This is a genomic window from Photobacterium sp. GJ3 (assembly GCF_018199995.1).
Classification (GTDB): domain Bacteria; phylum Pseudomonadota; class Gammaproteobacteria; order Enterobacterales; family Vibrionaceae; genus Photobacterium.
Window position 1 is genome coordinate 1,351,562 of sequence record NZ_CP073579.1, and the last position, 21,395, is coordinate 1,372,956.

Below are 21,395 nucleotides of genomic sequence, written 5' to 3' on the forward strand. Positions count from 1 at the left end.
GACAATTTCTGAGAGCAGCACATCGCTGCTCTCAATCGTTTTATGACTAACCTGTATTGAGTAAGAAGAATTAATTATGGAACGTAAAGTACTGGCGAATGCAATCCGTGCCCTGAGCATGGACGGTGTACAACAGGCGAATTCCGGCCACCCGGGCGCACCGATGGGCATGGCGGACATCGCTGAGGTTCTGTGGCGTGACCACCTGAACCACAACCCGCAAAACCCGAACTGGGCTGACCGTGACCGCTTCGTGCTGTCCAACGGCCACGGCTCCATGCTGATTTACTCCCTGCTGCATCTGTCTGGCTACGCGCTGTCGATTGACGATCTGAAAAACTTCCGTCAGCTGCACTCCAAAACACCGGGTCACCCGGAGTACGGCTACGCGCCGGGCATCGAAACCACCACAGGTCCACTGGGCCAGGGCATCACCAATGCGGTGGGTATGGCGATTGCGGAGAAGTCTCTGGCAGCACAGTTTAACCGTGACGGCCACGACATCGTTGACCACTACACCTATGCATTCCTGGGCGACGGCTGCCTGATGGAAGGGATTTCTCACGAAGCGTGCTCTCTGGCAGGGACGCTGGGCCTGGGCAAACTAATCGCCTTCTGGGATGACAACGGCATCTCCATCGACGGTCATGTGGAAGGCTGGTTCTCTGACGATACACCGAAGCGTTTTGAAGCCTACGGCTGGCATGTCATTCCAGCGGTAGACGGCCACGACGCAGCAGCCATCAACGCGGCGATTGAAGCGGCAAAAGCCGATCCACGCCCAACCCTGATTTGCACCAAAACCATCATTGGTTTCGGCTCTCCGAATAAAGCCGGCTCTCACGACTGCCACGGTGCCCCGCTGGGTCACGACGAAATCGCAGCAGCCCGTGAATTCCTGGGCTGGCAGCACGGTCCGTTCGAAGTGCCTGCAGACGTTTACGCACAGTGGGATGCGAAAGAAGCAGGCGAAGCGAAAGAAGCGGCATGGAATGAAAAACTGGCCGCTTATGAAGCCGCGCATCCGGAACTGGCTGCCGAGTTCAAACGCCGTGTGAACGGTGAACTGCCAGCACAGTGGGAAGAAGCCACCCGTCAGATCATCGCTGATCTGCAGGCAAACCCGGCGAACATCGCTTCCCGTAAAGCCTCTCAGAACGCGCTGGAAGCTTTCGGCAAGATCCTGCCTGAATTCATGGGCGGCTCTGCAGATCTGGCACCTTCCAACCTGACCCTGTGGTCGGGCTCCAAGTCACTGACGGCGGATGATGCCTCCGGTAACTATATCCACTACGGTGTGCGTGAGTTCGGGATGACGGCCATCATCAACGGTATCGCCCTGCACGGCGGTTTCGTGCCTTACGGCGCCACCTTCCTGATGTTCATGGAATACGCCCGGAACGCCATGCGTATGGCTGCGCTGATGAAAGTGCAGAACATCCAGGTTTACACCCATGATTCAATTGGTCTGGGTGAAGACGGTCCAACGCACCAGCCAGTTGAGCAAATGGCTTCTCTGCGTCTGACCCCGAACATGAGCACCTGGCGTCCCTGCGATCAGGTTGAGTCTGCCGTGGCCTGGAAACTGGCCATCGAGCGTAAAGATGCGCCAACCGCGCTGATCTTCTCGCGTCAGAACCTGGCTCAGCAGGAGCGTAACGACGCACAGGTTGCAGATATCGCCAAGGGTGGTTATATCCTGAAAGACTGCGCAGGCAAGCCTGAGCTGATCCTGATTGCGACGGGTTCTGAAGTGGCGCTGGCTGTGAATGCTGCCGCTGAACTGAGTGCCGAAGGCAAGCAGGTCCGTGTGGTTTCTATGCCATCGACCGATGCATTCGACAAGCAAGACGCGGCTTACCGCGAGTCTGTGTTGCCATCAGATGTGACTGCACGTATCGCCATTGAAGCGGGTATCGCAGATTTCTGGTACAAGTACGTTGGTTTTGACGGCCGCATCATCGGCATGACCAGCTTCGGTGAATCAGCACCGGCTGGCGAGCTGTTCAAGCTGTTCGGCTTCACCACTGAAAACGTGGTCAGCACCGCGAAAGAGCTGCTGGCGTAAGTCAGACGATTTGAACATACAAAACCCGACGTCATCGTCGGGTTTTTTTATACCGGCGCAATACGCAAGGACAATCATTTATCTCTGATTGTGGTGCCCACGATCAAAGCCAATGTCATCCTGAAGATAGTCGGGCAGATCGTTCAGGCACCGTTCGCTGCGTTTCCGCAAACGCCATTGTCTGTATTCAGAAAAGACGAACTTAACTGTTCTGATCACTTCATCCACCGTCGGTAATTTAGGGCTGGCCGTTGTCATACGCATTTCATCAACCTATCATCTGAAAGTCATGGGCTAATCATTGACCACTGCGCTCAAACGCTCAAACGATAGATCCTGTCATTCAGTTAAGGAAAGCTAATGTCAAACCAGCATCGGATGCCGCCGCTTCAGGGACTCTATTATTTTTATCAGGCAGCCCATTGCGGCAGCTTCAAGGACGCCGCAGAAACACTGCACGTCACCGCTGCAGCGGTCAGTCAGCAAATCCGGTTACTGGAAGACTGGCTGGGTACGCCCCTGTTTTACCGTCAGCACCGGAAAGTTGTGCTGACCCCGGAAGGACAAATCCTGTTTGAGCAGAGCCAGAAAGGCTTTCAGCACATCCAGCAAGGCATCCGCTTGCTGAATCAGGATCCGGACCCGCATCGGTTATCTCTGTCGACGCTGCCTTCTCTCTCGCAGCACTGGCTGGTGCCGAGAATGACCTCATTCAGAGACGAACAGCCGGATATTTCGCTGCTCATCGAATCCAGAGTTGAGCTGGTTGATTTCGAGCAGTCTCCGCTTGATCTCTGTATCCGCTACGGCAAAGGGGAATATCCCAACCTCAGCAGCCTCTGGCTGATGGATGACTTGCTCTTTCCGGTGTGTCATCCGCTCTATCAGAAAGAAAATCAGATTGACGATCTCAAGGATCTGCACCGCGCTCACCTGATTGGCGATCTCTGGCCCGATATGAACTGGGAACGCTGGCTGTCGACTGTGGGAGTCACAGGCGGGCCAAGTCAGCTGTCTTACGATGGCTCCAACTTTGTGCTGGAGGGTGCCCTCGCCGTTCAGGGCGTCGCGCTGGCAAGGCATAGTCTGGCACAGCGTTACCTTGAAGAAGGCACTCTGATCCGGATTGGAAACGTGGCTGTCCGGCCGCCATTCAGTTATTACCTGTGCGCCCCGGAAGGATATTTCAGACGGGATAAAGTGAAACTCTTCTGCGACTGGATTCGCAGACAGGCAGCCGCCTTTCAGCGGACGCTGCCTGAAGAATTAGTCATTTTATCCGGCTGAAACAGATGTTGCCGCGATGCATGTTCGTCGTCGGTTCACTGCACTTTATCTGCCGCCACAGTGTCCGTCTGCAGAAGCTTATCGCGTGTCAGAAACCACGCAAGCCCCGCAGCAACCAGATACACCCCGGCTGCCGTGCCAAAGGCCAGACTGTATCCGCGGACCACATCCGGTGCCAAAGCTGCCACAGCCATGAGAGAGGCCAGGCCCAATGTCGGTCCCAGCTCCATGGATGTATTCATCACCCCACCAGCCAAACCGGCCTGATGCGGAGACACATGCATGGTCGACAGGACAGCAGCACCCGCAAACATCATTGACGTTCCGGTTGTCAGAATCACAATCCCGGGCAACAGCCCAGATAGGTACTCAATCTGCGAATGAATACCGGCCAGCCATGCCAGCCCGGCCGCACCAATCAGCAGACCGAAGCAGGTCACTTTCAATGGCCCGAAACGACTGACAATACCGCTGGCTGCACGATTCATCAGCAGCAGGGTGAAGGTGTAAGGCACAAAAGCCCCCGCCGTTTCAAGTGGCGTCCAGTGTTGCTGAATTTGCAGGAATAATGACAACAGAAAAGTCACCAGCCCCATACTGGCCGAGGCCAGAAGGATGCCCATCAAGCCCACAATACGGTATGGCTCACGCACAAAGCCGGGAGGCAGTAAAGGCGATTTTACCTGTCTTTCCACCACAAAAAACAGGCTGAGCAGCGCCACACCACTGAGCAAAGGCCCGTAAACACCGGGTGATGACCAGGCAAATTCGCCGCTGGCGATCAGCCCGTAACTGCCCAGCGCAATCCCCAGCGTGGCCAGCACAGCACCGATAAGATCAAGTCCAGATTGTACCGATGGCCGCGACTGCGCCGCTTTGGGGAGAAACCCTGCGACGGCAATCAAGCCCATCAAGGCCACCCCGACAGGCACAGCAAACATCCAACGCCATGAAATCCAGGTGGTCACCACACCGGATGCGAGAAAACCAACACCCCCGCCCAACACAGAAACGCCGCCCCAGGTGGCCATGGCACGCATGAAATCTTCTGGCTCAGGATATAAATGCCGAAGGATGGCCACAGCAGCGGGTGCAGTCATCGCTGCGCCTGCGCCCTGAAGAAATCGCATCAGCACCATCGCAGAAAAGTGGAACGACAAAGCAGCCCCCACAGAAGCCAGACCGAACAGGCATAATCCGATCGTCAGCAGTGTTCTGCCGCCAAACCTGTCTGTTAAGCGCCCGCCAAATAAAAGTAACCCACTGAAAGATAAGCCATAGGCTGTGCTGGCCAGCAGTAAATCCGCTTCGTGGATCCCAAACTCAACCCCTATCTCCGGTAATGGAATGCCAATCATCACAATCGTGAAAATCAAGGTAGCCTGTATCAGGGCAAGTAAGGCAAAAGCCTTGTTCAAGTTCCGTTTTGTTGTCTGCACTGTCTGTTCCTCTCTCGGACATGGTCGCGGCTTCCAAATCAACCAGCACACCTTTCTCCGTTAAAATATCATTCAATTGAATTATTGAATGATATTTAGAGTATGTGTGTCTGCTCATATCTGTCAACAGGAATGTCGCTCATCGGGCGGCGTCACCCGCCACAACAGTTCAGGCCAGAAGCTCAGAAAAGGCACAGCACATCGCCCGGCTCAGGCGATGGCTTCCGGCTCAATCAAACCAAATCGCCGGTGATGCACTCAGCCAACCGGATATCCCGCGGCTTTCCACTCTGGAACACCCTCGTGAAAACGACGGGCAGATAAGCCTTTGTCTTGAAGCGTATTCACGGCGGTCAGCGACAAGGTACAATACGGCCCGCGACAATACGCCACAATTTCCTGTGCTTTGGGCAGCTCTGCAAGGCGTGCTTCAAGTTCGGCCAGCGGAATATTGATCGCCCCGGGCAGATGACCCTGCTCAAATTCTTCTTCGGGTCGGACGTCCAGTAACGTCACACTGTTTTCCTGCAAACGAGCAAACAACTCTTCCCGGGAAATGCCTTCCAGCCCTTGCTGATGATGCAAAGTCCCCTGAACCAGCTTTCTGATCTCCGAGTGATGAAACTCGGCAAACTGACGCAATGCCATCAGCAGTTCGACAACCGGTGCGTCGCTCAAGCGATAAAAAACATGCTTTCCTTCCCGACGCGTCTGAACATAGCCATTTCTTTTTAATTGCTGCAAATGCTGAGAAGCATTTGCCACTGTCAGATCCGCAAGTTCTGCCAGCTTTTCAACCGGCTTCTCCCCCTGAGCAATATGCTCCAGCAAAATGAGCCGGTGGGCATTTCCCAGCGGCCGCGCAAGGTCAGCCAGATCAGCATACATATGAGACGCATTGTTTATCGTTGACATCAAAGTTTAACTGCCCCATCATTCAATCAATTTATTGAATTATATAACATCAACCATCAATTGAAACGATCACGGCCCGATTCAAGAGCATTTCTCTCGTGAATCAGGTCACGAGATACGACAACAAGGAGTGAACCCAAATGGAACCTGATTTTATTGTTCGCGCCATTGCACTGGGCGTCGGTGCCACGCTGGTGATGGACCTCTGGGCACTGTTCCTGAAAACCTGTTTCAATATCCCCTCGCTGAACTACGCCATGGTTGGCCGCTGGATTGGGCACTTTCCAAAGGGTCAGTTCACCCATCTCAATATTGCGCAGGCAACGCCCGTCAATGGGGAAGCCATCATCGGCTGGACAGCCCATTATCTGATTGGGATCGCTTTTGCCGGGATTCTGCTGCTGGGCTGGGGAGAAGCTTGGGTTGCCTCGCCAACCTTACTGCCGGCTTTGATGATTGGTGTGGCGACGGTGGTCGCCCCCTTTTTCCTGATGCAGCCTTGCATGGGCGCAGGCATTGCTGCCTCTAAAACACCACAGCCCAATACGGCCCGACTGCGCAGCCTGATGGCTCATACTTCTTTTGGGGTGGGATTGTATCTGGCGGGGTTGGTGCTGCCAGTTATCGAATAAAGTCCTGTATCAACACAAGTCAAGACAGTCAAAACCGACTCGCGCTGCGTGGGAAGCTGAATCTCTCTCCCCCCCCCCCGCTGCGCGAAATAGAGTCTACGGTGGAAATAGCAGGAAAATTCGTCCCCGCCATAAAATAACTCATGATCGAGTGAGTCTGATGAAACCTGACTGCTCCATACTATCCAATTTTTATGATACTCACTATTTTTCATTTGCTTTTTCAATACGCTAAACTTTCCGAAAGTTAACTGAATTCAAACAGTGAATTGTAAAAATTTCCAAGAAGATATGGATCAAAATATGAATCATCTCAAATTCATTTTCTACATCACAATTTTCATCATCAGCAAAAGTACTTTAGCCGAAATGAAAGCGGACGTGATCATTACGAACGCAAACATTTATGGTTACGGGAATGAAAATGCTATTGCAATACACGATGGCAATATCATTTTTATTGGAAATAATTCTGAAATACCCGCTTATCGCTCCTCAAATACTAAAATCATCAATATAGATCAAGCCTTTGTCTTACCTGGATTCATTGATAACCACAATCATATATTTGAAGCAGCCTCAGCGGCAGGAGGCAACTGTGAATTAAGCGCTGATGCCTCCTTGAAAGAACAGATACCTTATTTAAAAGCATGTCGTCAGAAATATGAAACAAGCCACTGGTTGATCGGATATGGTTTTTCTTTAGATGCAATTCTTGATGCAGAACATCATCAAACGCCCTTAGAAGTGATTGATGAAATTTTCCCGAATCAGCCCGTCATCATCATGGAGCAGACTTCCCACTCCATGTGGGTGAATTCCGCCGCCCTCATTGAAGCAGGAATCAGTAAAAACACCATAGAGCCACAAGGCGGCAAAATTCTCAAAGACGAAGAAACCGGTGAACTGAATGGTATCTTGCTTGATAATGCGGGCGATATTGTGATGGAGATGGCATGGAACAGTTTAGAAAACCAGTTTGAACAAAGCTACAACGGCTTAATGGCTGGCCTTGCAGAAGCATCTGCTCACGGAATCACAACAGTTGGTGATGGTCGGCTGTACTGGAAACGAGGCTGGTATGACGTATGGCTGCAAGCCGAGAAAGATAAAAAACTGACAGCTCGTGTATCCTTGCGTCCATGGATTTATCCGACTGACGCCATCGCCCCTCAACTAGAATTCCTAAAGAAAATTCAATCCCATGATAAATCCCGTTTATTAATCGTTGATCAGGTAAAAATGTACAGCGATGGTATTTTCATTAATGGCACAGCAAAAGTTCTCAGCCCTTATCTGGAAACCTACATTCCTGATGAGCCATATGGAATTCACTATATTCCACCAGGAAAAATGAAAACCTGGCTGAATGAACTCAATAACATTGGCTATAGCGCGCATATTCATGCCATTGGTGATGGTGCAATTCGGGAATCATTGAATGCTATCGAATCTGTCCGTAACCAAGGGGTAAAGAAGCCCTACACTCTCACTCATGTCGAGTTAGTGAATTCAACAGATATCTCACGTTTTGCAAAGCTGGGGGTCACTGCGGATTTTCAGGTCGGTTCTGATTATGTCGCCAGTCATGACCATCAATGGGCAACCGCTTTTCTTGGCGAAAAACGCACCCGATCGATGATGAACCTGAAAACAATCTTTGATACTGGCGCAAATGTCACTTTAAGTAGTGACTGGAATGTCCATGACATTAACCCATTAGTTGGGATTGCCAATAGCCTTATCATGGAAAAAACGGGGCTGCCTGATATTCATTCCGCCATTAATGCTTATACAATCAACGCTGCAAAAAGCTTAGGAATCAGTGAAATGACAGGCTCTATCGATATAGGAAAATCAGCAGATTTTGTCATTCTTGAACACGATATTACTCGTTTAGAGCCAGAAGAGATTGCTGACACCAATATCTTAATGACAATTTTACAGGGGAATGTGGTTTACGAATCAGAGCCCTAATTTTCATATAAGAAATGTTCCCAACTTTGATAATTTCGGGAGCATGAAGGATAAATCGACATCAAATCGGGTCTGAAACAAATCATATATCCATGCTTGATTGTCTCAGACCCGGTTCGAAATACGTGTTTTTCAATTCGACGGATGAATACCATTGATTTCCGAGAAATCCTTTTGATGATTTATTCAATGATCCGATGGTGATTTTTAAATTGTTCAATCACCTGATCTCCAACGCCAGAAAAAGTAAAACCATGACGCCAACACAGTTCAACGTTTCGAATCGTATCAGACAACTCGAACTCACAACGAATGGCAGTCAACTGACCATTTGCAATCTCAGCACTAACACTTTCTTTTGGCAAAAATGCATACCCTTGATTGTTTTTGAGCATCGTGATGAGACAAGCCATATCAGAAAAAATGGCATAATACGGGCTGAAACCGTCGTTGTCTCCAGCATGGGATTCCCCCCAGACTAACTCGCGGTATTCACTCAAATCATGGCTGTGAATAGGAAGTCGTTGAACCAGAGGATGTTCTGGACTACACACTAAAATTTCCTGATAGCTTCCTAAGCGGCAGTAGTCGAAATCCTTGTGATGAATCGTCGTTGATTCATGGGTCAAAATAATATCGACATGCCCGTCGCGTAACGCTTGCTCTAATTGGGCCTTTTCATCACGATAGACCACCACACTCAACAAGGGCATGTTCAAAATCAAAGCGAGTGATTTCGTAAAAATTATGTCCGGGACAAAATTTTCAATCCCTATCACCAATAACGTCGGCTCATTTTTTGCCAGATTTTCTGCACTTTGGACAAACTTTTCAAGTTGGCTCAGTGTGTGAGTCAGATTGGGCAGTAAGCGTTCGCCATCTTGGCTTAATGTCGTTTTATTGCCAGTCCTGTCGAAAAAGCGCACACCCAGATCAACCTCCAGATCGGAAATCCATTGGCTGACCTGCGACTGTTTTTTATTTAACTGACGTGCTGCGGCAGAAATTGAGCCCGTTTCGATAGATAACAATAAAGCTTTCAGGTGAAGTGTATTCATCTTCTCTTACTTGAAATTTACTTATACTTTGATTCTTTTCATGACGAAGCACCACAAGATGCTTGTACGCCAATTTCAAAATACAAATCTATTCCAATTGGCGAATTGAATCCAATACAGAATAAAAATCTTCATGACTGATTCCGTACGACTTCACACCGAATTGAACGCTCCTAAACCAAGGTTCAAGCCAGCATCTGTGTTTCCAGCGCATCATCATCCACATATACGAACATGTTCAAATTAAACCGGCTTCGCTTACACCGAAAACATCGGAGACAGACCCGTATCCTGCCCGCCCATCAGCAACATGCCAATCACCATCATCAATATGCCGCCAAGGAGCTTCAGCGAGTAACCCGCGAATTGCCAGCCACCCTTTTTGTGGCTGTTCTCCGTGATCAGATAGCGCTGAATCAACTGCTTTCCGGTTAAGGTCATGACTGCGATCAGGGACGTCGTCAACGCTGTCCCGGCCGCCATCACGATGGCACTGACCACTCCCATCCAGTACAACCCGGCCAGATTGGCAAACAGAAGGACCATCACAGCCCCGGTACAGGGCCGGATCCCAATCGAAGCCACAATCCCAGCATACTCCCTCCAGGTTGAAGCCCGGTTGATTGCTTCCGCATCTGCGACATGGGAATGGCCGCATCCGCAGTCCGCATGGTGATCATGGTTGTGAGCGGTTTGTATATGTACGCTGGGACGAATCGCCGGGCGGTGAATCGCTGACTTTAAAGCGAACGCTTGCGGCGCGGCTGAGCGCATCATAGGGAACGCGGATGACATCGGCGGCAAGGATGAAGCGTGGCGATGAGCATGACGTAAGGCATGGTAAATTTGCTGAATTGCTTTCCAGCTGATCAATCCGCCCAACACCACAACCAGCGCAAAGCTCAACGACACGAATACAGCGGCTTTCTCATTCACAACGCGCATGGATGCCTGAAATCCCCAAACCAGCACGCTCACAAGAACGATGGCAACCAGGGCCTGAATAAAAGCTGAAATCACGGTCAGCATCAGGCTGGCTTTCACCTTTGTCGGATGTGTCGCGAGGTAGGTTGTCACAATCACTTTGCCATGCCCCGGCCCCAGCGAATGCAACATGCCGTAAATAAAACTGAACCCTGCGAGCGAACCGCCGGCAATCAACGGATTGGATTTCGCATCGTATAACAAATCAGCCAACTGAGCGTTCACTTTCCGCTGCCACTGAATGCTTTCCACCACCAAGATTGGCCACATCGACCACAATGAGTAACCGCAAATCGTCATGACGCATACAAAGGCCGCAGTGACAAACCAGCGTCGCGGATCAATTCTGCTTTGTTTCATTGTCTTTCTCACTTCAACTGAATCAACGATTTCACCTTGCGCTGTCTCCGGCAGCTTGATGAATCGATTCATTTTTCGTCTGTCGTTGGTTCACAATGGATTTGCACGGTTTGCGTGAACAACTTCCCCAGCGTGTTATCCGGATTCGCATCTGCAGGTAAAGACATGGCATAACTCACCTGCTCCGGCGTCGGGTCCGGCTCAATCAGCGCAACCCGGCAATCACGGGCAAGTTCATCCGACAAGACAACATCCTCGGCAGCATCCCATGTCATCCCGAGATAAAAACTCGGCTCGAACACGAACAGCCGTAATGTCTCCTGTGTGAGAGGTTTCGGGTGGGACAGAGGCAGCACAAAGCTGAGCACCAGTTTTGCCCGGTCACGCGTGAGTTGTCCGCCATGGGCCGGTTTGAATTGAAGCGGCTGGTCACCGTCATAAAAATGGGTGAAATACTGATCACCCTGAATGTTTTCCAGCATGGATGCCGCCATCTTGCGAAAAGTTTGCTGCAGGTTTTCCGGGGAAGTATCTTCACCGTCCAGCATATAAGCGGACGTCATCGCATCAAACGTCCATTCCATTCGAAAACCGGTGATCTCGTCATTCTTTCCCTGGATGAACGTCTTCATATCCGCAAAGGAATGAGGATGCGCCTGTACTGCTGGCGCGACTAACACAGCCAAGGCCAAGAGACACCGCTGGAAACCTTTCCTGAATCCATCAAAATGTTGCCGTAATCCGTGTAATTGAATCATGTGCGTATTGCTGACCGACATAAAATGGTTGTTATAACATAACGAATGTGAATCACAAGATCGCCGTGGGCGCATCTGATACATCAGAGGTGCTGTGTTGAAACGCTCCGGAACTACGACGATAAGCGAGATCCTTGCACGGAAAAAACGTCATCACAATCTTTCAGTCAAGTTTTGAAGAAAGGTAACAGATTGAGGGGGATGTCGTGGGATTGGGAGCGTTCAAACGAATCAATCGTTTTTGAACATTTCCGAGTTAAAGCCTTAACTCTAACTCGTCAGTTTCAGATTAAAAATTTCTAGGAGTTAACGTTGCCAACACGCGCCGCTTTAACGGTCGCCGTGCTTGGCTTTGTTATGCGCTTCTTCGACTGCGATGTCAAAGTGGAGGATATTTTCACGCACTCCGAGCTTCGTATAAAGCGCGATCGCGGGTTCATCTTCGATGCCCTGATCGGCCTGAACGAAGATCACATAGGCGCCACGTTTTGCCGCGACCCCTTTTAGGTTTGAGATTAGTTCTGTCGCAATCCCCTCTCGTCGATGCCCTTCTAGTACAGCTAAGTCATAGATATAGACTTCGCTGCGCTCTTGCTCAAATTTTCTTAACTCATATGCGGCAATACCACCTACCACCTTCCCACCCTTCAAAGCTGCCAGTGCGATGAAAGAGTCACCGCCCAACAGTCGGCCCAGGTAGCTCGCGTGTGGGCGATTCCCGGTGTAAGTATCCATATCGCCGAAGGCTTCACCGAACATGACCAACATACTTTCCATCAAGCCGATGTCGTCGGGGGCGAGATGGTGAATTACAAGCGACATGGCGCTCTCCTAATCTGCATAACGAATGACATGGGCTCCCCCTCATCAGGCTCTGCCACACTTGGTAAGTCTTATCTTGTAACTACCGGAGGCCACCATGGCACATTCTATTTATAGCATTGATTTAGCCGAACATAGCTTCAGCATCCACGGTGAAGATCATCAAGGCAAGGTGTTGATCCACGGACCACTTTAAAAGGACATCAACTCTTGCTGATCATATGTCGCGCTTGAGTTCTGTGCTTCTCTCATCATTGTCTGACGCGCATCCGGAAATGGTGAGATTGCCACTAAACGGAAGCGCGACATACCCGCAAAATCCTCAGAATTACCCCAAACCATGCTACCGACAAAGCGCTCTATCAAGACCCCTAAACATCCCGTTTCCAAGATTAGGACACGGTTTCAGGGTTGCTGTATTGAATCAACCACAGTGTGATTTCAGGCAAAAAATCAGTACAACGGCTTTGTTTTGCAATGTCTTCACCGCAGACGAGCGACCTGAAAATACGCTCGTCTGGGTTAACTTAACCTGAAAGGTTTGCCCGCTTTACCGGGCCACAAAAAATGCCCGGACAAGCACTGCACTGTCCCTCTAACCAACAATGGGGCAAAAGCCTGTCGCACATTCCCTCCCAGTCAATGACTTACTTGAACTTTTCGGGTTGTATTCTGGGACTGCACCTCGACCATTCTGGAGGTGTTTTTATATTAATATCAGATGTTTAAGTCGTCATTCCCGCGAAGGCGGGAATCCATGTGGCTCGGTACTGAGGCAATTGAAGATCGGATGCTTTCATCCAACCCTCATTCGTGTTCTCCACCGTCACTGGATCCCCGCCTTCGCGGGGATGACAATTTATACTTATATATCAATAATTTAAATCTACAACCTCTGTAAGCATGGAAATCCATGTCGCTCGGTATCTGAAGCAATCGAAGATCGGATGCTTTCATCCAACCCTCATTTGTGTTCTCTACCGTCACTGGATCCCCGCCTTCGCGGGGATGACAATTTATACCTATATATCAATAATTTAAACACACGATCTCTGCAAGCATGGAAATCCATATGGCTCGGTATCTGAAGCAATCGAAAATCGGATGTATTCATCCAACCCTCATTTGTGTTCTCCACCGTCACTGGATCCCCGCCTTTGCGGGGATGACAAATTATACATATATATCATCAACTTAAGCCCATAACCTCAGTAAACATGGAAATCCATATGGCTCGGTATCTGAAGCAATCGAAGATCGGATGCTTTCATCCAACCCTCATTTGTGTTCTCCACCGTCACTGGATCCCCGCCTTCGCGGGGATGACAATTTATACATATATATCATCAACTTAAGCCCATAACCTCGGTAAACATGGAAATCCATATGGCTCGGTATCTAAAGCAATCGAAGATCGGATGCTTTCATCCAACCCTCATTTGTGTTCTCCACCGTCACTGGATCCCCGCCTTCGCGGGGATGACAATTTATACATATATATCATCAACTTAAGCCCATAACCTCGGTAAACATGGAAATCCATATGGCTCGGTATCTAAAGCAATCGAAGAGCGGATGCTTTCATCCAACCCTCATTTGTGTTCTCCACCATCACTGGACCCCCGCCTTTGCGGGGATGACAATTTATACATATATATCATCAACTTAAGCCCATAACTGAATAGCCACCGACTCAGTAAACATGGAAATCCATATGGCTCGGTACTGAGGCAATTGAAGATCGGATGCTTTCATCGAACCCTCATTTGTGTTCTCCACCGTCACTGGATCCCCGCCTTTGCGGGGATGACAATTTATACATATATATCATTAACTTAAGCCCATAACCTCAGTAAACATGGAAATCCATATGGCTCGGTATCTGAGGCAACCGAAGATCGGATGTATTCATCCAACCCTCATTTGTGTTCTCCACCGTCACTGGATCCCCGCCTTCGCGGGGATGACAATTTATAAATATATATCATCAACTTAAGCCCATAACCCCTGTAAACATGGAAATCCATGTCGCTCGGTATCTGAGGCAATCGAAGATCGGATGTATTCATCCAACCCTCATTTGTGTTCTCCACCGTCACTGGATCCCCGCCTTCGCGGGGATGACAATTTATACATATATATCATCAACTTAAGCCCATAACCTCAGTAAACATGGAAATCCATATGGCTCGGTATCTGAGGCAACCGAAGATCGGATGTATTCATCCAACCCTCATTTGTGTTCTCCACCGTCACTGGATCCCCGCCTTCGCGGGGATGACAATTTATACATATATATCATTAACTTAAGCCCATAACCTCAGTAAACATGGAAATCCATATGGCTCGGTATCTGAGGCAACCGAAGATCGGATGTATTCATCCAACCCTCATTTGTGTTCTCCACCGTCACTGGATCCCCGCCTTCGCGGGGATGACAATTTATAAATATATATCATCAACTTAAGCCCATAACCCCTGTAAACATGGAAATCCATGTCGCTCGGTATCTGAGGCAATCGAAGATCGGATGTATTCATCCAACCCTCATTTGTGTTCTCCACCGTCACTGGATCCCCGCCTTCGCGGGGATGACAATTTATACATATATATCATCAACTTAAGCCCATAACCTCAGTAAACATGGAAATCCATATGGCTCGGTATCTGAGGCAACCGAAGATCGGATGTATTCATCCAACCCTCATTTGTGTTCTCCACCGTCACTGGATCCCCGCCTTCGCGGGGATGACAATTTATACATATATATCATCAACTTAAGCCCATAACCTCAGTAAACATGGAAATCCATATGGCTCGGTAACTGAAGCAATCGAAGATCGGATGCTTTCATCCAACCCTCATTTGTGTTCTCCACCATCACTGGATCCCCGCCTTTGCGGGGATGACAGGGAGAGGCGGGGATGACATTTTCTAGCTTTATTTCGATTTCTAGCTTTAAATCGATGCGTTAATCAAAAACTCACCGCAAAAACAAATTCCATATGTTTCACAAGCCACTCCTATCGACTAAGCCAGCTTAAAGCGGTTAATCATCTTCATCAGATCCGCCGACACATGCAGCAGTTCATCGCTGGCTTGGGCCATCTGGCCGGATTCGGTGGCTACCGACAGGGACATGTCCTTCAGGCTGACCACATTGCAGTTGATGTCGTTCAGGGTCAGGGTTTGTTGCTCTGTGGCAGTGGCGATATGCTGGTTCATGGCCTGAATGGTCTGGACTTCGCCATTGATGATGTTCAGGGCTTCACCGGCTTCGATGGAGATTTTCGACGCGTTACTGGCTTTTTCTGTGCCCGTTTCCATCACTTTCACCGCATTTCCGGCGCCATGCTGGAGTTGCTCTACAATTTTCTGGATTTCCAGTGTCGATTCCTGAGTGCGCTGCGACAGCGTCCGGACTTCATCGGCAACCACGGCAAAGCCGCGGCCTGCTTCCCCGGCACGGGCGGCTTCAATCGCGGCGTTCAGGGCGAGCAGGTTGGTCTGCTCGGCGATGCCCCGGATGACTTCCAGGACGGTATCCACGTTGCGGCTGTCGGTTGCCAATTGCTCGACCACCTGACTGGCCTGCGCGATGTTGTCAGCCAGCTGATTCGCTTCTTCAACGTTTCGGTCCACAATCAGCTTTCCGTTTTTTGTGCCTTTGGCCGCCGACAAACTGGCGTCGTTGGCCTCTACTGTGCGACGGCTGACTTCTTCCACCGTGGCCAGCATTTCCGTCATGGCTGCGGCCAGTTGCTCAACGTCATTTTGCTGCTGATTCAGATTATGATCGACGGTATGAATCGACGATGAAACCTGATTCGCGGCCGCAGCCACCTGAGTCCCGGAAGTATTGATCTGCTGCAAAATCGACTGGATTGAGGCGACAAACTGGTTGAAATACTTCGATAACGCCGCCAGTTCATCCCGGCCAGACTCATTCAGGCGTTGTGTCAGATCCCCTTCACCACGGGACAGCGCTTTCATCGCATCGACGGTTTGTTTCAAGGGTACGGTAATCGACCGGATCATCAATGCAATCAGGACAGACAACACAGCCAGCATGATCCCGGCATTTGTCAGTGAGATCATTTCTGCTTTCCGCACATCCGTCTGCAGCGCCTGCATATTCATGCCACTGCCCACCAGCCATTGCCACGGGCCGAACTCCAGAACATAACTGGTTTTCGGCTCTGATGCGCTGGTACTCTGGCCACTGTGCCAGGCATAATCGACAAAGCCTCCGCCGTTTCTGGCTTCAACATACAGCTGGCGCACAAACCGGAAGCCTTCCGCATCTTCCAGATCCATCGTATTGGTGCCAATCAGCGTCTTCACGCCTGCCAGCTGAATGCCGTTTCGATCATTGACAAAGATATAGTTCCCCTGATCAAACCGCATCGCAGCAATGGCCGCAATGGCGTCTGATTTGGCCTGAGATTCGGTCAGAACACCGGACTGACTGAGCCCGTGGTAGTGCTCAATCACGCCGACAGCACTCTCGACCAGATTCACCACCCCCCGTTCATAATTTTCCCGCATGAACTCACGCGATTTACTGGCATTTAGCACCGTATTCACCACGAGCCCGACGGCAAATAAAGCCAGCAACGTCCATATCCGAGCAGCAATACTGAAACCAGAAAACCAGGTCTTCATTTTATTTCTCCTATGGGTGTAATACCAATCGCAGTCAATCACTGGTCATCCTAGCTTGTTCAAATGTTCGATCACTGCGTTAGATTTTTTGATTGTAGAATCAGGACTGATCTAAAAAGTCTGCCTTGTTCTCAAACATTTCCCCTGCGCTATTTCTGATCATTGACTGACTTTGATTGGTATAACTGTCGTCTTTTTACGACCGGGAAGTCTTTAAAAACACATGAGATTGTTCTTGTCACACCAAACAGGCTGCTGTTCACTCTTGGGCTTGCTGAACAGCGTCATTTGCCAGTCATCGGGTGCTTTTGTGAATCTCATCCAATCTATGCATAGATGAGCATGGCGGGAATGAAACTCAGCGAACATGAATTTATGAGAGTGTTCAAAATTTATACAAATCATCGGATAAAATACCCCGAAAATCTGGCAATTTTCAGAACTGCTGCAAGGTGGCGACTGTCAATAAATTGACGAATATAGCCATAAAAAAAGCCAGCTGATCGACGACACAGCTGGCGTGTAGGACCGCTTTCACGGCTTATCGCGTTGGTTCTCTGCGAAACCTTGCTTTAGGCGTGTAGGAACTGCCGATTATTTTACAGAGGCATGGGAAATCAGGTGGCAACCTCAACCCACACCATGTCTTGTTCAATTTTCACCGGCCAGATTTTCAGGCTGACGTCAGGGATTTCCAGACACTGCCCCGAGTGCAGACTGAAATGTTGTTTATATAGCGGCGATGCCACACAAGGCTCGCCCTGAATATCTCCCAGAATTCCCCGCGCCATCACATAGGCCTTCCCGACCGGGTCCCAGTTATCCAGCGCAAACACTTCCGGCGTCAGAGCGGGCAGATAAAAGAGGGCAATTTGCTGGTTGCCCGCCCATGCGCCCATGCCGGATTGCGCGACCAGGTCGTCGATATGACAGATTTTTTGCCAGCTCATAGGCCCTCCTTCTCTGTTTCCGGCAGCCTTTGTGGTTGCGCTTCGACCCACTGCACCGGAATACGCTGACCGCGTTCACGCACCGTTATCGGGACCGTTACCGGAACCGTTACCGGAACCGTTATCGATTCCGTCTCCGACGGATTGTCATTCACAAATCGGCGAAAACGAGCCAGTTTTTCCGGCGTCGACAAGGTGGTTTTCCATTCGCACTGATAGGTGTCCACCACATGCTGCATCTGTTGTTCCAACGCTGCATTGATGCCCAGACTATCCGCCACGACCACGCTGCGCAGATAGTCCAGTCCGCCTTCCAGATTCTGTAACCACACTGAAGTGCGCTGCAGTTTGTCGGCTGTCCGGACATAGAACATCAGCACCCGGTCGATCATGGTCACCAGCTCATCGGTAGACAGATCAGACACCAGCAGATCCGCATGACGCGGACGCATCCCGCCATTGCCGCACACATAAAGATTCCAGCCGTTTTCCGTCGCAATCACGCCAATATCTTTGCTCTGCGCTTCGGCGCATTCCCGTGTACAGCCGGAAACAGCAAACTTGAGCTTATGCGGTGAACGCAATCCTTTGTACCGGTTCTCCAGCAGAATCGCCAGCGCCATGGAATCGTCGACACCATAACGGCACCAGGTCGACCCCACGCAGGATTTCACGGTTCGCAGCGATTTCCCGTAGGCATGACCGGTTTCAAACCCGGCATCAATCAGGGCCTGCCAGATATCCGGCAGCTGTTCCAGTTGCGCCCCGAACAAATCCACCCGCTGACCACCGGTGATCTTGGTGTAGAGATCGAATGCTTTGGCCACTTCCCCTAATACAATCAGTTTGTCCGGCGTAATTTCACCGCCGGGAATCCGGGGAACCACCGAGTAGCTGCCATCTTTCTGAATGTTGGCCAGAAAGGCATCGTTGGTGTCCTGCAACGGCTGATGCTGCGGGGCCAGAATGTGCTCATTCCACAGCGAGGCAAAGATCGACGCCGCAGCGGGTTTACAGACATCGCATCCAAGCCCCCGGCCATGGCGGCTGATCAGATCCGTAAAGCTTTTGATCTCTTCTACCTGAATCAGGTGAAAGAGTTCCTGACGGGTGTGGGCAAAGTGCTCACATAAGTGATGATTCACTGCCATGCCCAGAGCGGCCAATTCTTCATCCAGCACAGATTTCACCAGCGCACTGCATCCGCCACAGCCCGTGCCGGCCTTGGTGCAGCTTTTCAGTTCAGACAACGCATGCGCCCCGGCCTGAACCGCCGCTGCGATATCCCCCCGGCTCACATTGTGGCAGGAACAAATGATCGCACCGGCATCTTTGCTGCCCTGCAAAGAAGAGCAGTCGAACAGCAGCTCGGCCGGATGCGATGGCAGTGGCATTTCATTCAGATAACACTGCAGCAGGGCGTCATAGTCCTGATGATCTCCAATCAGAATCGCCCCCAGCAGTTTGTCGCCGGTCTCATTCACCACCAGCTTTTTGTAGACCCCGGCGCGCATATCCTGCAACACCATTTCCTGACAGCCTTCACCCTGCCCCAGTGAATCGCCGATGGCAGAAACATCAACTCCCATGAGTTTGAGTTTGGTGCTCATATCCGCACCGTCAAAGGTCGCCTCCCCACCCAGAATCTGATCGGCCGCAATGCGCGCCATCCGGTAACCCGGTGCAACCAGACCAAAAATCCGCTGCTGCCAAAGCGCACATTCACCAATGGCATAAATCGCCGGATCACTGGTCTGACAGGCATCGTTGATCACAATCCCACCCCGCTCACCGATGGCCAGTCCGCATTGCCGGGCCAGTGTGTCCTGCGGGCGGATCCCGGCAGAAAACACGATCACATCAACTTCAAGCGGCGCGTGATCCTGAAAGTTCATCCGGTGATATGCCGTCTCGCCATCGGTGATCGCTGTGGTGGCGCGGCTGGTATGAACCCGAACCCCCAGTTCACTCACTTTACTTTTCAGCAATGCACTCCCCGCATCATCAATCTGAACCGGCATCAGCCGCGGCGCAAACTCCACGACGTGCGTCTCCAGTCCCAGTAAACGCAATGCGTTGGCCGCTTCGAGTCCCAGCAGTCCGCCACCGACCACAGCACCGGTTTTCGCGCCTTCACAGGCCGTTTTAATGGCAGATAAATCATCCAGCGTTCTGTAAACAAAACAGTTCGCGCGATCATTCCCCGAAACCGGCGGCACAAAAGGGTAAGACCCGGTCGCCAGCACGAGTTTGTCGTAAGCAAGCTGGCTGTCACTGGCCAGCGTGACACGCTGTCTGTCACGATCAATCGCGACAACCTGCTCCCCCAGCAGCAACTCAATGCCCTGATCCTGATACCATGCCTCCTGACTCAGTAAGAGATCCTGATGATCACTGCCGGAAAACAGCGAAGACAAATGGACCCGGTCATAAGCGACAAACCGCTCCTCACCCAACACAATAATCTGATATCGCTGCTGTGCATTTTGTGCCACCAGCTGTTCAATGAAGTGATGGCCGACCATGCCGTTTCCCACCACCAGTAATTTTTCCCGTTGCATCAACATCCTGCACTCCTGAATTCTGTTGTTTATCACGCGGCTCAGGCCACTTTGGGGTTCTTTTTCTGCGGGGTGATGGGCTCGACCTTGCGCTGCTTCTCATACAGGAAGCGCAACACCCGCTGGCGCAGCTGCTGATACACCGGATCATCCGCCAGTGCGACCCGATCCCGGGGCCGCGACAGAGGAATCTCCAGCACCTCACCAATGGTGGCTGCCGGGCCGTTACTCATCATCACAATACGATCCGAAAGCAGCACCGCTTCATCTACGTCATGGGTAATCATGATCACCGTGTTGTTCAGCTCCGCCTGGATCGCCATGAGCGCATCCTGCAAATGAGCCCGGGTCAGGGCGTCCAGCGCACCGAAGGGCTCATCCATCAGCAGCACTTTGGGCTTCATCGCCAAAGCCCGGGCAATCCCGACCCGCTGCTTCATCCCGCCGGAAATTTCATCGGGCCGTTTATCATGGGCATGATCCATCTGGACCAGCCGGAGGTAATGCATCACCGCATCCCGGATTGCGGCCGATGCCTTCCCCTTCTCGACCTGCTTCACGGCAAGTTCCACGTTCTGATAGACCGTCAGCCAGGGCAGCAGTGCGTGGTTCTGAAAAACCACCGCGCGCTCCGGGCCGGGGCCATCGATCTCACGTCCTTCCAGAATCACCCCGCCATCGGTTGCTTCATGTAACCCGGCAACCAGATTCAGCACCGTGGATTTCCCGCAGCCGGAATGGCCAATCAGCGAAATAAACTCCCCCTGCCGGATGGCAAAATTGACATCTTTCAGCGCAACAAACTCGCCCTGTGGCGTGGGAAACCGCATCCCCAGATAACTGAGCAGGAGATAATCCCGGGACTTGGCTCTCGACGGCGTTTGAGGCACTGTCCCGGCTGACGTCAGCACCTGCTTCG

The 21,395-nt window shown here is 50.9% G+C and carries 15 protein-coding genes; 4 read left to right on the top strand and 11 right to left on the bottom strand.

The features are described 5' to 3' along the window. The first annotated feature begins 76 nt into the window (after positions 1-76). Positions 77-2,068: a transketolase gene (gene tkt / locus KDD30_RS22870; protein ID WP_211650867.1), complete on the top strand. Its 1,992-nt coding sequence runs from the start codon at positions 77-79 to the stop codon at positions 2,066-2,068. A gap of 78 nt (positions 2,069-2,146) precedes the next feature. On the opposite strand, the gene KDD30_RS22875 is transcribed toward tkt, so the two are convergent. Then, entirely contained in the window at positions 2,147-2,332 is a 186-nt protein-coding gene (locus tag KDD30_RS22875; RefSeq protein ID WP_211650868.1) for a hypothetical protein, read from the bottom strand. A gap of 96 nt (positions 2,333-2,428) precedes the next feature. On the opposite strand from KDD30_RS22875, the gene KDD30_RS22880 reads away from it, so the two are divergent. Then, positions 2,429-3,355 (top strand): LysR substrate-binding domain-containing protein, encoded by a 927-nt coding sequence (locus KDD30_RS22880; RefSeq protein ID WP_211650869.1) that lies wholly within the window; start codon positions 2,429-2,431, stop codon positions 3,353-3,355. Between the two features lie 35 nt (positions 3,356-3,390). Here the strand turns inward: KDD30_RS22880 and KDD30_RS22885 are convergent, their stop codons facing one another. Both KDD30_RS22885 and KDD30_RS22890 read right to left on the bottom strand, forming a co-directional pair. Next, complete coding sequence (locus KDD30_RS22885) at positions 3,391-4,794, bottom strand: MFS transporter (RefSeq protein WP_249199375.1); 1,404 nt, start codon at positions 4,792-4,794, stop codon at positions 3,391-3,393. Between the two features lie 258 nt (positions 4,795-5,052). Beyond that, complete coding sequence (locus KDD30_RS22890) at positions 5,053-5,709, bottom strand: metalloregulator ArsR/SmtB family transcription factor (protein WP_211650870.1); 657 nt, start codon at positions 5,707-5,709, stop codon at positions 5,053-5,055. Positions 5,710-5,849: 140 nt separating this feature from the next. On the opposite strand from KDD30_RS22890, the gene KDD30_RS22895 reads away from it, so the two are divergent. Both KDD30_RS22895 and KDD30_RS22900 read left to right on the top strand, forming a co-directional pair. Beyond that, on the top strand, positions 5,850-6,341 hold the full coding sequence (locus tag KDD30_RS22895) for a DUF2938 domain-containing protein (protein ID WP_211650871.1): 492 nt from the start codon (positions 5,850-5,852) through the stop codon (positions 6,339-6,341). Between the two features lie 303 nt (positions 6,342-6,644). Then, on the top strand, positions 6,645-8,318 hold the full coding sequence (locus tag KDD30_RS22900; RefSeq protein ID WP_211650872.1) for an amidohydrolase: 1,674 nt from the start codon (positions 6,645-6,647) through the stop codon (positions 8,316-8,318). A gap of 182 nt (positions 8,319-8,500) precedes the next feature. Here the strand turns inward: KDD30_RS22900 and KDD30_RS22905 are convergent, their stop codons facing one another. The 8 genes from KDD30_RS22905 to KDD30_RS22940 form a co-directional block, all read right to left on the bottom strand. Beyond that, positions 8,501-9,376, bottom strand: a complete 876-nt coding sequence (locus KDD30_RS22905) for a LysR family transcriptional regulator (protein ID WP_211650873.1) — start codon at positions 9,374-9,376, stop codon at positions 8,501-8,503. Between the two features lie 258 nt (positions 9,377-9,634). Further along, positions 9,635-10,720: a nickel/cobalt transporter gene (locus KDD30_RS22910; RefSeq protein WP_211650874.1), complete on the bottom strand. Its 1,086-nt coding sequence runs from the start codon at positions 10,718-10,720 to the stop codon at positions 9,635-9,637. Between the two features lie 68 nt (positions 10,721-10,788). Further along, positions 10,789-11,478, bottom strand: a complete 690-nt coding sequence (locus tag KDD30_RS22915) for a DUF1007 family protein (protein WP_249199376.1) — start codon at positions 11,476-11,478, stop codon at positions 10,789-10,791. 330 nt (positions 11,479-11,808) lie between these two features. Beyond that, entirely contained in the window at positions 11,809-12,300 is a 492-nt protein-coding gene (locus KDD30_RS22920) for an AAC(3)-I family aminoglycoside N-acetyltransferase (RefSeq protein WP_211650876.1), read from the bottom strand. Positions 12,301-15,330: 3,030 nt separating this feature from the next. Next, positions 15,331-16,965: a methyl-accepting chemotaxis protein gene (locus tag KDD30_RS22925; protein ID WP_211650877.1), complete on the bottom strand. Its 1,635-nt coding sequence runs from the start codon at positions 16,963-16,965 to the stop codon at positions 15,331-15,333. Positions 16,966-17,582: 617 nt separating this feature from the next. Beyond that, positions 17,583-17,915 carry a nitrite reductase small subunit NirD gene (gene nirD / locus KDD30_RS22930; RefSeq protein ID WP_211650878.1) on the bottom strand — a complete coding sequence of 111 codons (333 nt, stop codon included), beginning with the start codon at positions 17,913-17,915 and terminating at the stop codon, positions 17,583-17,585. Further along, on the bottom strand, positions 17,912-20,476 hold the full coding sequence (gene nirB / locus KDD30_RS22935; RefSeq protein WP_211651945.1) for a nitrite reductase large subunit NirB: 2,565 nt from the start codon (positions 20,474-20,476) through the stop codon (positions 17,912-17,914). The genes nirD and nirB overlap by 4 nt, the downstream gene beginning before the upstream one ends. A gap of 41 nt (positions 20,477-20,517) precedes the next feature. Continuing rightward, entirely contained in the window at positions 20,518-21,306 is a 789-nt protein-coding gene (locus tag KDD30_RS22940; RefSeq protein WP_211651946.1) for an ABC transporter ATP-binding protein, read from the bottom strand. Positions 21,307-21,395: the final 89 nt, after the last annotated feature.